Source organism: Roseomonas sp. FDAARGOS_362, assembly GCF_002754815.1.
Lineage (GTDB): Bacteria > Pseudomonadota > Alphaproteobacteria > Acetobacterales > Acetobacteraceae > Roseomonas > Roseomonas mucosa.
In genome coordinates, this window is record NZ_CP024588.1 from 2,276,925 (window position 1) to 2,289,345 (window position 12,421).

General features: G+C 71.1%; 12 protein-coding genes. 4 read left to right on the forward strand and 8 right to left on the reverse strand.

Annotation, left to right across the window (positions count from 1 at the left end):
• Positions 1-203: 203 nt before the first annotated feature.
• Positions 204-2,510 (forward strand): NADP-dependent malic enzyme, encoded by a 2,307-nt coding sequence (locus CTJ15_RS15200; protein ID WP_019460784.1) that lies wholly within the window; start codon positions 204-206, stop codon positions 2,508-2,510.
• 140 nt (positions 2,511-2,650) lie between these two features.
• On the opposite strand, the gene CTJ15_RS15205 is transcribed toward CTJ15_RS15200, so the two are convergent.
• The 4 genes from CTJ15_RS15205 to argH form a co-directional block, all read right to left on the reverse strand.
• Positions 2,651-3,103, reverse strand: a complete 453-nt coding sequence (locus tag CTJ15_RS15205) for a septal ring lytic transglycosylase RlpA family protein (RefSeq protein ID WP_026033123.1) — start codon at positions 3,101-3,103, stop codon at positions 2,651-2,653.
• Positions 3,104-3,214: 111 nt separating this feature from the next.
• Positions 3,215-4,180, reverse strand: a complete 966-nt coding sequence (locus CTJ15_RS15210) for a cyclopropane-fatty-acyl-phospholipid synthase family protein (protein WP_019460782.1) — start codon at positions 4,178-4,180, stop codon at positions 3,215-3,217.
• 260 nt (positions 4,181-4,440) lie between these two features.
• On the reverse strand, positions 4,441-4,569 hold the full coding sequence (locus CTJ15_RS24845) for a lipoprotein (protein WP_019460781.1): 129 nt from the start codon (positions 4,567-4,569) through the stop codon (positions 4,441-4,443).
• A complete protein-coding gene (gene argH / locus CTJ15_RS15215; RefSeq protein ID WP_237719354.1) occupies positions 4,566-5,894 on the reverse strand; it encodes an argininosuccinate lyase in 1,329 nt (442 codons plus the stop codon). Before argH ends, CTJ15_RS24845 begins: the two co-directional genes overlap by 4 nt.
• Positions 5,895-6,090: 196 nt before the next feature.
• Between argH and CTJ15_RS15220 the strand changes: the two genes are divergently transcribed.
• Positions 6,091-6,567, forward strand: coding sequence for a TlpA disulfide reductase family protein (locus CTJ15_RS15220; protein WP_019460779.1), 477 nt, complete (start codon positions 6,091-6,093; stop codon positions 6,565-6,567).
• 77 nt (positions 6,568-6,644) lie between these two features.
• Positions 6,645-6,860, forward strand: coding sequence for a hypothetical protein (locus CTJ15_RS15225; RefSeq protein ID WP_019460778.1), 216 nt, complete (start codon positions 6,645-6,647; stop codon positions 6,858-6,860).
• Between the two features lie 60 nt (positions 6,861-6,920).
• Here CTJ15_RS15225 and CTJ15_RS15230 read toward each other — a convergent pair whose 3' ends face one another.
• From CTJ15_RS15230 to CTJ15_RS15245, 4 genes are all read right to left on the reverse strand, one after another.
• The gene (locus tag CTJ15_RS15230) at positions 6,921-8,183 is read right to left on the reverse strand and encodes an FAD-binding oxidoreductase (protein ID WP_026033122.1); all 1,263 of its coding nucleotides are present in this window, start codon (positions 8,181-8,183) and stop codon (positions 6,921-6,923) included.
• Between the two features lie 146 nt (positions 8,184-8,329).
• Positions 8,330-9,982 (reverse strand): thiamine pyrophosphate-binding protein, encoded by a 1,653-nt coding sequence (locus tag CTJ15_RS15235; protein WP_058389382.1) that lies wholly within the window; start codon positions 9,980-9,982, stop codon positions 8,330-8,332.
• On the reverse strand, positions 9,979-10,902 hold the full coding sequence (locus CTJ15_RS15240) for an NAD(P)-dependent oxidoreductase (RefSeq protein WP_058389383.1): 924 nt from the start codon (positions 10,900-10,902) through the stop codon (positions 9,979-9,981). The genes CTJ15_RS15235 and CTJ15_RS15240 overlap by 4 nt, the downstream gene beginning before the upstream one ends.
• 2 nt (positions 10,903-10,904) lie before the next feature.
• Positions 10,905-11,660 carry a GntR family transcriptional regulator gene (locus tag CTJ15_RS15245; protein WP_058389384.1) on the reverse strand — a complete coding sequence of 252 codons (756 nt, stop codon included), beginning with the start codon at positions 11,658-11,660 and terminating at the stop codon, positions 10,905-10,907.
• Between the two features lie 210 nt (positions 11,661-11,870).
• Between CTJ15_RS15245 and CTJ15_RS15250 the strand changes: the two genes are divergently transcribed.
• Positions 11,871-12,329, forward strand: coding sequence for a MaoC family dehydratase (locus CTJ15_RS15250; RefSeq protein WP_019460773.1), 459 nt, complete (start codon positions 11,871-11,873; stop codon positions 12,327-12,329).
• Positions 12,330-12,421: the final 92 nt, after the last annotated feature.

A 12,421-nucleotide genomic window follows, 5' to 3' on the forward strand; every position in this document is an offset into this window, starting at 1 on the left:
CGGGCGCACGCAAATTGCGACATTCCGGCTGTCAGCGGAATTTTCCGTCGCAGCACTCATGCCGCACCCGCAAGAACCGGAAGCCCCCGTCCAGGCCCAGGATCGCATCCGTGCCATGCCGCATGCGCGAAGCGGCTGGCTTTCGCACCCGCGCGGACCTCAATAGGAAGGGAGGCGAGGTTACCGGTTGAGGGGTTCGGACGATGGACGACGTGGCCAAGATGACGCCCAAGGATTCGCGCACCGCGCGTGTCACGGCGGAGGAGGCTCTCGCCCTCCATGCCGAGGGCAAGCCGGGCAAGCTGGAGATCCGGCTCACCAAGCCGCTGATCACGGCGCGCGACCTGAGCCTCGCCTATTCCCCCGGCGTGGCCGAGCCCTGCCTGCACATCCATCGCGACCCGGCGCTGGCCTATGACTACACGGCCAAGGGCAACATGGTGGCGGTGATCTCCAACGGCACCGCCGTGCTCGGCCTGGGCAACCTGGGCGCGCTCGCCTCCAAGCCGGTGATGGAGGGCAAGGCCGCCCTGTTCAAGCGCTTCGCCGACGTGGACGCGGTGGACCTGTGCCTGAACACCGAGGACGTGGACGAGTTCGTCAACTGCGTGCGCTTCCTGGGCCCGTCCTTCGGCGGCATCAACCTGGAGGACATCAAGGCGCCCGAGTGCTTCGTCATCGAGCAGCGGCTGCGCGAGCTGATGGACATCCCCGTCTTCCATGACGACCAGCACGGCACCGCCATCGTCGCCGCCGCCGGGCTGATCAATGCCTGCCACCTGACGGGCCGCGACCTGAGGACCACGAGGCTGGTGATCAACGGCGCCGGCTCCGCCGCCATCGCCTGCGCCGAGCTGGTGAAGGCGATGGGCATGCGCCCCGAGAACATCACCATGTGCGACACCAAGGGCGTGCTGTACCGGGGCCGCACCAACGGCATGAACCAGTGGAAGTCGGCCTATGCCATCGACACCGCGGCCCGCACCCTGTCGGATGCCATGGCCGGGGCGGATGCCTTCTTCGGCCTGTCCGTGAAGGGCGCGGTGACGCAGGACATGGTCCGCTCCATGGCGGACAAGCCGATCATCTTCGCCATGGCCAATCCGGACCCGGAGATCACCCCGGACGAGGCGAAGGCCGCCAAGCCCGACGCCATCGTCGCCACCGGCCGCTCCGACTATCCGAACCAGGTCAACAACGTCCTGGGCTTCCCCTTCATCTTCCGCGGCGCGCTGGACGTGCGGGCCAGCACCATCAACGACAGCATGAAGGTCGCCGCCGCCGAGGCGCTGGCCATGCTGGCGCGCGAGGACGTGCCGGAGGAGGTGGCCGCCGGCAGCGCGCTGCGCTTCGGGCCGGAATACATCATCCCCAACGCCTTCGACCCGCGCCTGATCTCCCATGTCTCGCCCGCCGTGGCCAAGGCGGCGATGGAGAGCGGCGTGGCGCGCCGCCCGATCGAGGACCTGCGCCGCTACACCCGCGGCCTGACCGGGCGGCTGGATGCGGCGGCGGGGGCGCTGGAGGCGATCACCGAGCGCGTCCGCGCCAACCCGAAGCGCGTCGTCTTCGCCGAGGGCGAGGAGGAGAAGGTGCTGCGCGCCGCCATCGCCTTCCGCAACGCGGGCTATGGCACACCCGTGCTGGTGGGGCGGGAGGACCGCATCATGGCCACCGCCGGCGCCCTCGGCCTGCCCTTCCCGGAGGGCGTGGAGATCCACAACGCCGCGCTGTCCGACAGCAACCGCCGCTATGCCGAGTACCTGTACGAGCGCAAGCAGCGCCAGGGCTTCCTGTTCCGCGACTGCCAGCGCGCGGTGAACCAGGACCGCCACGTCTTCGCCGCCTGCATGGTGGCGCTGGGCGACGCCGATGCCATGGTGACGGGCACCACCCGCTCCTACATCGAGACGCTGAAGGGCGTGACCATGGCGCTGGGCAAGGCCGCCGTGCCGGAAGGCTCGGAGGAGAGCGTGCTCTTCGGCCTGACCCTGATGCTGACCCGTGCCCGCGGCACGGTGCTGATCGCCGACACGGCGATCCATCCGCGCCCCGAGGCGGGGACCCTGGCCGCCATCGCCACCCAGTCCGCCGCGGCGGCCAAGCGCCTGGGGCTGGAGCCGCGCGTGGCCTTCCTCAGCTTCTCGAACTTCGGCGACGCGCGCACCTCCATCCCCACCAACATCCGCGATGCCGTGAAGCTGCTGGACGAGCGCGGGGCGGATTTCGAGTATGACGGGGAGATGACCGCCGACGTGGCGCTCGACCCCGCGCTGCGCTCCCTCTACCCCTTCTGCCGGCTGAACGGCCCGGCGAACGTGCTGATCATGCCGGGGCTGCACGCCGCCCATATCCTCAGCAAGGCGGTGCCGCGCCTGACCAGCGCCACCACCATCGGCCCGGTGCTGATGGGGCTGGAGAAGCCGGCCCAGATCGTGCCGATCTCGGCGGGCGTGAACCAGATCCTGGACATGGCCTGCCTGGCCGCGCACGACGCCATCGGCCGGTAGGCGAGAGGGCTCCGGGCGGGCATCAGGCCCGCCCACGCGAAAACCCCCGGCCTGGAAGATCCAGGCCGGGGGTTTTTCGTCTTCCGTCCGCCTCCCGGCCGCCTCGCCGCGAAGGGCGCCGCCAGCCGGACAGGGCGGGGTCAGAAGTTCTGCAGGCTCGCCATCTGGACGGGCCGGACCTCGACCATGACGACACCGGCATCGATCATGCCCAGCGCCTCGGCGGTGGCCGGGCTCAGGTCGATCACGCGGTTGCCGACATAGGGGCCACGATCCTCGATCTTCACCGTCGCGGTGCGCCCGTTCTGCAGGTTCGTCACCTGCACGGTCGTGCCGAGCGGCAGGGTGCGGCTCGCCGCGGAATTGGAATCCCGGTCGAAACGCTCGCCATTGGCCATCTTCCGGCCATGGAACCGGTCGGCGTAATAGGAGGCGGGACCACGCTGGACCTTCATCCCCTTCCTGGCGGAAACGGCGGGCTCAAGGCGCATCACCACTTCCTCGGGCCCTTCGTTCGCCCGGGCCATGCCCGGCGCAACCGACAGGGCCACCCCCAGACCCAGGCACGCTGCCAGCACTGTCTTACCCCTCACGCCCCTACGCCGCTCCTCTGTCGCGCAGGGGCGGGCATGGCGGGTTTAAATTTTTCGCGCAATCTTGAAACGCAAAACTGTTTCTGATCCGTTTTTAATATGGAAACCGGATCATTGAGCGGCGCGGATGATGATTCCCGCGGAGGTTGAAATGCAACCGCGCACCGAGAGCTTCAGATGGGGGGTGTCGCCGGGGTCGATCGGCAGGGGCCAGATCCCCTGACCGGCAAAGGGCGGCAGGTCCACGAAACGGTCGAGCAAGCCGCTCCCTGGCTCGTAGTCCATCGGCAGCGGCGCGTGCCCGGCCGCCTCCAGGCGCCGCATCAGCGTCTCCAGGTGGCGGCGCCGGAATAGTACGGTCTTGCCCTTCTCCACCCCCGGCCCGTCGTCGAGCAGGTTGAACTCCGTGGTATGCACGGCCACGCCCCCGGGCTTCAGGCAGCGCATGGCCCGCAGCACGAAGTCCAGCCCGGCCTCCACCGTACCCAGATGCTCGAAGGAGCAGACGGACCAGACGAAGTCGAACTCGCCCCGCATCAGCTCGGCCGGGATATGGGCCATGTCCACCGGCCGGAACGCCACGCGCGCCTCGAAATCCTCGCGCCCGATCAGATGCGGGTGGAACAGGTGCTCCCGCGCCGACATGTGCTGCGCGGTCCGGATCCATTCCCGCGCGCGCGGGTCGCCCGCCGGCAGGTCGGTGGCCAGCACCTCCACCCCGTCGGCGGCGAAGATGCAGGGCAGCAGTTCCTCCCCCACCGCGAAGCCCAGGCCGCGCCGCCCCGGCGCCAGCATCCCGGCCTCCCAGAGTGCCTGGGGCACGAAGCAGTCCTCCCAGACCTTCCGGTGATAGAGGGGCGCGATGTGCTGCCGGGCGCACCAGTGGTGCAGCCAGGGCGCCTCGACGTCAGCCTGGCGGCAGAGGCGCCCGGTCAGCCCGGCAGGCCGGGGCTCGCCCGGCGCCGCCATGCCATAGCCGGCCAGCCCCGCCTCATAGGCCCGGCGCGCCAGCAGGGAGCCCAGGATCTTGGTGTTCCAGGCAGCCAGCGCGGCCTCGCGCCGGCGCACCCGCCCCATCGACAACCAGCGAAACACCCGTGGCCCGCCCTCGCTCCGTCAGAAGAGCCTGTGTGCCCGTTTCGCGCAGGCCGGGAAAGTCTGCCCCTTCCTCCTCGCGCAGCGCGACTTGGCACCTGGAGGCGGTCTTTTCCGTCATGGCGCTTGCCTCCCCGCCGCGGTGCGCGGCCATGGCGCTTTTGGCCATGGCAGGCAGAGGGGCCTGGCAGGGCCGGGGCACCGCCCCGGCCGCCTTGCCTCCGCAGGACGCCGTCCGGGGATCAGCGGCTCGGATAGGTCCGGGGATAGGTGATCTGGTCCGGCGGGCCCGGCGCGCGGATGGGGCCGCTGCGGCCGCAGGCGGCGAGCGCCAGGGAGGCTGCGAGCAGGAGCAGGGCGGCCCGCATCATGCGAGCCGCGCCTTCCATTCCGCCGCCATGGCCGCGACATTGGCCGGGGCCGTGCCGCCATAGGAGGTGCGGGAGTTCACCGAGGCCTCGACGCTCAGCACGTCATAGACGCCCTGGTGGATGCGCGGCTCGGCGCTGCGCAGGTCTTCGAGCGAGAGCCCGGCGAGGTCCACGTCCTTCTGCTCCGCCAGGGCGACGAGGCGGCCGGTGACGTGGTGGGCGTCCCGGAAGGGCAGCTTCAGTTCCCGCACCAGCCAGTCGGCAAGGTCGGTGGCGGTGGAGAACCCCGCCCCGGCGGCCGCCTTCAGCCGCGCCATGTCCGGCCGCATGTCCCGCACCATGCCGGCGGTGGCGGCCAGCGACAGGGACAGCGAGGCGGCGGCGTCGAAGATGCCTTCCTTGTCCTCCTGCATGTCCTTGCCATAGGTCAGCGGCAGGCCCTTCATCACCGTCAGCAGCCCGACCAGCGCCCCGGTGATGCGGCCCGGCTTGGCCCGCACCAGCTCCGCCGCATCCGGGTTGCGCTTCTGCGGCATGATCGAGGAGCCGGTCGTATAGGCGTCGGTCAGGCGGACGAAGCCGAAATACGGGTTCGTCCAGATCACGAATTCCTCGGCCAGCCGCGAGAGATGCACGGCGCAGATGGCGCAAGCCGAGAGGAACTCCAGCGCATAGTCGCGCGAGGCCACCGAATCCAGGCTGTTGCGGGTCGGCCCGTCGAAGCCCAGCGCCGCCGCCGTCATGTGCCGGTCGATCGGGAAGCCGGTGCCGCAGAGCGCGGCGGCGCCGAGCGGGCTTTCGTTCATCCGGGCGCGGCAGTCGGCGAGGCGCGAGCGGTCGCGCGACAGCATCTCGACATAGGCCAGCAGGTGGTGCCCCAGCGTGGTGGGCTGCGCCGGCTGCAAATGGGTGAAGCCCGGCATCACCGTGGCGGCGTGCTCCGAGGCCCGTTCCACCAGCGCCCGCATCGTGTCGGCGATCTGCGCATCGAGTCCGTCGATGGCGTCGCGGGTCCAGAGCCGGACATCCAGCGCCACCTGGTCGTTGCGCGACCGGGCCGTATGCAGGCGCTTGCCGGCCTCGCCGATGCGCTCGGTCAGGCGGGCCTCCACATTCATGTGGATGTCCTCCAGCGCCTCGGAGAAGGGGAACTCGCCGCGCTCGATCTCCCCGGCGATGGCCTCCAGCCCGTCGCGGATGCTAGTCTCGTCCTCCGGGGAGATGATTCCCACATGGGCGAGCATGGCGGCATGGGCGAGGCTGCCGCGGATGTCCTGGCGCCACATCTCCCGGTCGAAGCCGATCGAGGCGTTGATGGCCTGCATGACCGCCGAGGGCCCGCCCGCATAGCGGCCGCCCCACTGACTGTTGCTGTTGCTGGACACGAGTGGAGGACTTCCCGTGCTGAGGATCGGACGCCGCCAAGCCCTTTTCGCCACGCTGACGGCCGGGACCTCGGCAGGGGCAGTGTTGAGCATGGCCCTCCCGCCCCGTCCAGCCTCCGCGCAAGGATCGGCCCTGTTGGGCCAGCTGGTCGAGGGGCCGCCCCGGGCGCTGCCGGAGCTTTCCTTCACCGATGAGGAGGGCACGCGGAAGAGCGTGGCCGATTTCGCCGGCAAGGGGCTGGTGGTGAATTTCTGGGCCACCTGGTGCGCCCCCTGCGTGGAGGAGATGCCCTCCCTCGACCGCCTCCAGGAGTTGGTGGAGCGGGAAGGCATCCTGGTCCTGCCGCTGTCCTCCGACCGGGGCGGCGCGTCCCAGGTGCGCGGCTTCTATGCCCGGACGCGGGTGAGGAACCTGGATATCTGGCTGGACCCGCAGGGGGCCGCCGGGCGGGCGCTCGGCGTGCGCGGGCTGCCGACCACGCTGGTGCTGGACCGGCAGGGGCGGGAGGTGGCCCGGCTGGAAGGCTCCGCCGACTGGAGCGCGCCGGAGAAGCTGGAAGCCATACGCCGCCTGCTCGCCGCCCCGGCACCGGAACGCCCCACTTCCACGTGAGGCACCCTCCGCCCCGGCATCCCGGCGGGCGGGCGAACGTCTTCATGACGACAACCACGCAAGGAGAAGGCGAGGCGATGGCCGAACCCGAGGTGAAGGTCGAGGGCGACAGCGAGGCCGCCGTGGCCCTGGTCCTGTTGCAGCTCATCATGAAATCGGAGCCGGACCCGTCGCGCTGCGACCGGGACTGGATCCTGTCCACCTATGCCGACTGCCTCGCCGTCGTGAACGGGGCGGAGGTCGAATACGAGGACGAGGAAGAGGACGGGGAGGAGGAAGCCAGGGAGGGCTGAGCCCTCCCGGCGCCCGCGGGGATCAGCCGGAACCGTGCGGCGGTGGAGAGGCCCCCGGAATCAGCGGAAGCGCGCCGGGGAGAAAGGCGCGACCGGGATCTCCGGCGCTCGTCCGGCCACCATCTGCGCCACCAGCCGCCCGGTGCGCGGCCCGGCCACCAGCCCGACATGGCCATGGCCGAAGGCATGGATCACATCCGGCGAGCGGCGCGAGGGGCCGAGGCAGGGCATGCCGTCCGGCGTCGAGGGGCGGTGGCCCATCCAGACCTCCACCCGCTCCGCCGGCAGGTCGCGCGGCAGGCCGGGAAAGGATTTCAGCAGGTGATCGCGCAGGATCTCCGCGCGCCGCCAGTCGGGGGCGGCGTCCAGCCCCGCGATCTCCACCTGCCCGGCGCAGCGCAGCCCGCCGCGCGTCAGGGTGATGGCCATCTTGCCGTCCGAGGGCATGAGCGGATGGCGTGGCGACACCTCCGGATCGCGCAGCACGGCGTGGTAGCCGCGCTCCGTTTCCAGCGGCACGTAATCCCCCACCGCCGCGGCGAGGCGCCGGGAACGCGCGCCCGCGCTGATCACCGCCGCGTCGCAGGCGATCTCGCCCGCCGGCGTGCCCACCGCGGTCAGCCGTTCGCCATCGATGCGGAAGCCCGTGGCGCAGGTTCGCAGCAGTGCCGCGCCCTGCGCCTGGGCCTGCGCCACCAGCGCCGCCACCAGCCCGCCGGGGTCGGTGCAGTGCCCGCCCTCCTCGACCAGCACGCCGAAGCCGTAGCGGTGCGACAGCTCGGGCTCGCGCTGGTGCAGTTCCTCCGCCGAGAGCTCGACCCACCGGATGCCGACCTGCCGCCGGATGCGCCAGCCCATCGCCTCGGCCTCGAACTCGGCCCGCGACGGGTAGATGTAGATGTCGCCGCGCTGCTGCACGAGGCCGCCGACCCCGGATTCCTCCGCCAGCCGCCGGTGCAGCGCCGGCGCGTCATGCAGCAGCGGCGCCATCGCCCGCGCCACGCGCAGCACGCGCTCCTCCGTCCAGCCCGCCGCCAGGTAGCGCGCCAGCCAGGGCGCCACCTTCGGGAAGTACTTCCAGCGGATCGCCAGCGGCCCCAGCGGGTCGCGCAGATAGCCCGGCACCTTGCGCCACACCCCCGGCCCGGCCGGCGGGATCACCGACTGCACCGAGAGCCAGCAGCCGTTGCCGTAGCTCGCCGCCTGTGGCCCGCCCGGATCGCCCGGCTCCAGGATCGTCACGCGGTGCCCGTCGCGCAGCAGCTCCAGCGCCGAGGCCGCGCCCACGATCCCCGCCCCGATCACCACGACATGTCGACTCATCGGTCTCGCACTTCCATCCGTCGCTCTCTCGGGGGAAGGCTCCGCCTTCCCCCGGACCTTCCACTCGTGGCGCTTCCCGCCGCCGGCGGTTGCGGGCACCACACGGCGCCATGCCCGATCAATCGTCCTTCACCGGACCACCCGCGTCAGAGCGGCGCCCCTTCCGGCATGTCGCGCCCGACCGAGAGCGCCCGCGGGTCGAGGAAGCAGTGGATCACCGCCGGCAGGCCGGAGGCCAGGGCACGCTCGAAGGCCGGGGCGAATTCCGCCGTGCTGCGCACCGTCTCGCCATGGCCGCCGAAGGCGCGGGCATAGGCGGCGAAGTCCGGGTTCCGCAGCTTCGTCGCGGAAACGCGGCCGGGATACTCGCGCTCCTGATGCATGCGGATGGTGCCGTACATGCCGTTGTCCACCACCACGGTGATGCTGGCGATGCCGTGCTGCACGGCGGTCGCGATCTCCTGGCCCGTCATCAGGAAGTCGCCGTCGCCCGCGATGCAGAGCGCGATCGCATCGGGCCGCACGCGCTTGGCCATGATCGCCGCCGGCACGCCATAGCCCATGGAGCCGGAGGTGGGCGCGAGCTGCGTGCCGAGCCGCGAGAAGCGGTAGTGCCGGTGCATCCAGCCGGCGAAGTTGCCGGCGCCGTTGCACAGCGCGCTGTCGCCCGGCAGGCGCTCGCGCAGCCAGGCCATCACCTCGCCGTACTGGAAGTCGCCCGGGAGCCGGCGCGGCGTTTCCGACCAGGCGAGGTAGTCGGCATGGCCCTGGCGCGCATCCTCCGCCCAGGGGATGGAGGCGGGCGGCGCGAGATCGCCCAGCGCGGCGCAGAAGGCACGCGGGCCGGACTGGACGGCGAGCGTGGGCACATAAACGCGGCCGAGCTCCTCCGCGCCCGGATGCACATGCACGAGCGCCTGCCTCGGCACGGGAATGTCGAGCAGCGTGTAGGAAGAGGACGGCATCTCCGACATCCGCCCGCCCAGCAGCAGGATCAGGTCGGCCTCCTTCACCCGCGCCGCCAGCTTCGGCGAGGGACCGATGCCGAGATCGCCCACATAGAACGGATGGTCCCAGCGCATCCGGTCGGCGCGGCGGAAGGAGGTGCAGGTGGCGAGGCTCCAGCGCCCGGCGAAGTCGCCATAGGCGTCCACCGCCGCCTGGTCCCAGCCGGTGCCGCCCAGGATGGCCAGCGGCCGCTTCGCCGCGCGCAGCATCCCGCCCAGCCGCTCCATGTCGGCGGGCAGCGGCGCGGCCTGGGCCGGCTCCACGCGCGGCGCGTCGGGCACGTCGGCCGTCTCGACCAGCATGTCCTCTGGCAGGGCGATGACCACCGGGCCGGGGCGGCCCTGCATCGCCACGCGGAAGGCGCGGGACACGATCTCCGGCACGCGGTCGGGCGTGTCGATCTCGGTCGTCCATTTGCACATGGTGCCGAAGACGGCGCGGTAGTCGAGCTCCTGGAAGGCCTCGCGCTCCCGCATCTCGCGTGCGATCTGGCCGACGAACAGGATCATCGGCGTCGAATCCTGCATGGCGATGTGCACGCCGCAGGAGGCGTTGGTGGCGCCCGGCCCGCGCGTCACGAAGCAGATGCCGGGCCGCCCCGTCATCTTGCCGCAGGCCTCGGCCATGATCGCCGCACCGCCTTCCTGGCGGCAGGTGATCACGTCGATGCTGGCACCGTGCAGCGCGTCCAGCACGGCGAGGTAGCTTTCGCCCGGCACGCAGGTGACATGCTCCACGCCCTGGGCCACGAGCTGGTCGACGAGGATCTGTCCTCCGGTCCGCGCGCTCATTTCCGGTTCTCCCGCTGGATACGGCGGCAATGTTCGAGCGCCGCCTCGATCAGGTTGTCGCTGGCCTCCGGCGTGCGGAAGGCGGAATGGGCCGAAAGGGTCACGTTCGGCAGCTTCGTCAGGGGATGGTTGGGCGGCAGCGGCTCGACGGCGAAGACATCGAGCCCGGCATGGGCGAGCTTGCCCGAGCCCAGCGCGTCCATCATCGCGTTCTCGTCCACCACGGCGCCGCGCGCGGTGTTGACCAGGATGGCGCCGTCGCGCATCGCGGCGATCCGCTCGCGCGACAGGAAGCCGCGCGTGCCGTCGTTCAGCAGCAGATGCACGGAAAGCACGTGGCTCTCGGCCAGCAGCCGCTCCAGCGGCACGAACTCCACCCCCTCGCCGTCGCGCGGCGTGCGGTTCCAGGCGATCACCTTCATGCCGATGCCGCGTGCCAGCCGCGCCATCTCCGCCCCGATGCCGCCATAGCCCAGCAGGCCCAGCGTCTTGCCGGTGAGCTGCATGCCCTCCATCCGCAGCCACTGGCCGCCGCGCATGGCGCCGTCCATCGCCGCCAGGCTCTTGGCGGCCGCCCACATCAGGGCGAAGGCCATCTCGGCCACGGCGGTGTCGCCATAGCCCTTGATGATGTGCACGGAGATTCCGCGCGCCGCCTCCAGTTCCTCCGGATTCATGTAGGACCGGGCCCCGGTGCCGAGGAAGACGACATGCCTCAGCCCCTTGCACTTCAGGGCGATATCGGTCGGCAGGTGCGTGTGGTCGATGATGGCGATCTCCGCATCGCCCAGCACGGCCGGAATCCGGTCCGGCGTCACATCCACGTCGCGATGGATGCGCAGATCCACCCCGCCACCGGCATTCAGCCGCTCCGCCACATCCGCCAGCGCGTCGCTGGCATCCACGAAGACCGCACGCATCCTCAACCTCCTGCTTCCTCGGCGAGCGGCAGCGGTCCGGCCCGCGCCATTCCTTCCGCCCGCATCACATGCGCCGCCAGGGCATTGCCGGTGTAGATCTCGGCATAGCCCGCCTTGATGACCTCGGTGATCTGGTCGAGCCGACGGCCGATATGCCGGCGCAGCAGCGCCTCCGCCGCCTCGCCTTCCCCGCCCGCCAGCAGGCGCAGGATCTCCAGATGCTCGCCCTGCGTGCCGCCGCGCCGGTTCTGCATGTCGATCCAACGCACGAAGCGGATGCGCTCGTTCAGTCCGCGCAGCGCCCGCACCAGCTCCCCGTTGCCGGAAAGCGCGGCCAGCCGCTCGTGGAACTCCTCGTCCAGCGAAAGCAGCCGCAGCGCCTGGGCATCGTCCTCCGGCTCGTCGCGGCTGCGCCGGGCGAAATCCCGCAGCGCCCCCAGCGCCTCCGGCGTGGCGCGCTCCGCCGACAGGCGCAGCGCCCCGGCCTCCAGCACGGCGCGGTATTCGTACAGCCGCAGCACCTGCGCCGCGTCCAGCGGACGGACATGGTAGCCACGGTTGGCCGTGGCCAGCAGGAAGCCTTCCGAGGCCAGGCGGTTCAGCGCCTCCCGCAGCGGCGTGCGGCTGACACCGAAGCGGCGCGCCAGCTCGACCTCGTTGATCCGCTCGCCCGGGCGCAGGTGATAGGCGGCCACCATCGCCTTCAGCCGCTCGTGAAGGCGGTCGGCCGACCGCTGGATGGCGGTGGAAAGCGTCACGGGCCAGGCGGTCCTGAGGGTGTGTCTGTCTGCATCCAGAAGTGAATACATTTACGGACCACCTGACAAGCCCTTCCTGGCGGCCCAGGATCGGCACATCCCGACCCGCCGCCCGACAGGCGGCTCCTCCGCGACCGATGACAAGGGCCCCGCCATGCCTCCATCCCCCCGCCCCTCCCCCCAGCCGGACCACGCGAAGGGGCACCCGGCATGAGGGAGCCGCACTACTTCGAGGATTTCGCGGATGGGCAGGTCTTCCGCTCGGGGCCCTACCGGATGGAGCGGGACGCCATCATCGCCTTCGCCCGGGAATTCGACCCGCAGCCGCAGCACCTGGGCGAGGAGGAAGCGGCCCGCAGCCAGTTCGGACAACTCGTGGCCAGCGGCTGGCACACCGCCGCCGTCTCGATGCGGCTGTTCATCCAGGACGCCCTGCCGCCCATCGCCAGGGGCGGCCAGGGGCTGGGACTGGAGAACCTGGTCTGGGTGCGCCCGGTGAAGCCCGGCGACGAGCTGCATGTGGAGGTGGAGGTGCTGTCGATGCGCCCCTCACGCTCCCGCCCCGACCAGGGCATCCTGAAGGCCCGCATCATCACGAAGAACCAGGCGGAGGAAGTGGTCCAATCCACCGTCACCTCGGCCCTGGTCCCGCGCCGCGCGGCTGGCTGATCCGGGCGGCTCCCCTTGGCAGCCGGTCCGCGCTTCACGGTCCTGACGTTGCGCCGCCCCGGGGGGAGAGGCGCCGCCTTTCCCCCGGTCCC

Coding starts and splice junctions, on each gene's coding strand:
- CTJ15_RS15210 (WP_019460782.1), bottom strand. CDS start 4,180: ATGGGGCGGGTGCGCCGGCGCGAGGCCGCGCTGGCTGCCTGGAACACC.
- CTJ15_RS15225 (WP_019460778.1), top strand. CDS start 6,645: ATGGCCGAACCCGAGGTGAAGGTCGAGGGCGACAGCGAGGCCGCCGTG.
- CTJ15_RS15235 (WP_058389382.1), bottom strand. CDS start 9,982: ATGAGCGCGCGGACCGGAGGACAGATCCTCGTCGACCAGCTCGTGGCC.
- argH (WP_237719354.1), bottom strand. CDS start 5,894: ATGCAGGCCATCAACGCCTCGATCGGCTTCGACCGGGAGATGTGGCGC.
- CTJ15_RS15250 (WP_019460773.1), top strand. CDS start 11,871: ATGAGGGAGCCGCACTACTTCGAGGATTTCGCGGATGGGCAGGTCTTC.
- CTJ15_RS15240 (WP_058389383.1), bottom strand. CDS start 10,902: ATGCGTGCGGTCTTCGTGGATGCCAGCGACGCGCTGGCGGATGTGGCG.
- CTJ15_RS24845 (WP_019460781.1), bottom strand. CDS start 4,569: ATGATGCGGGCCGCCCTGCTCCTGCTCGCAGCCTCCCTGGCGCTCGCC.
- CTJ15_RS15200 (WP_019460784.1), top strand. CDS start 204: ATGGACGACGTGGCCAAGATGACGCCCAAGGATTCGCGCACCGCGCGT.
- CTJ15_RS15230 (WP_026033122.1), bottom strand. CDS start 8,183: ATGAGTCGACATGTCGTGGTGATCGGGGCGGGGATCGTGGGCGCGGCC.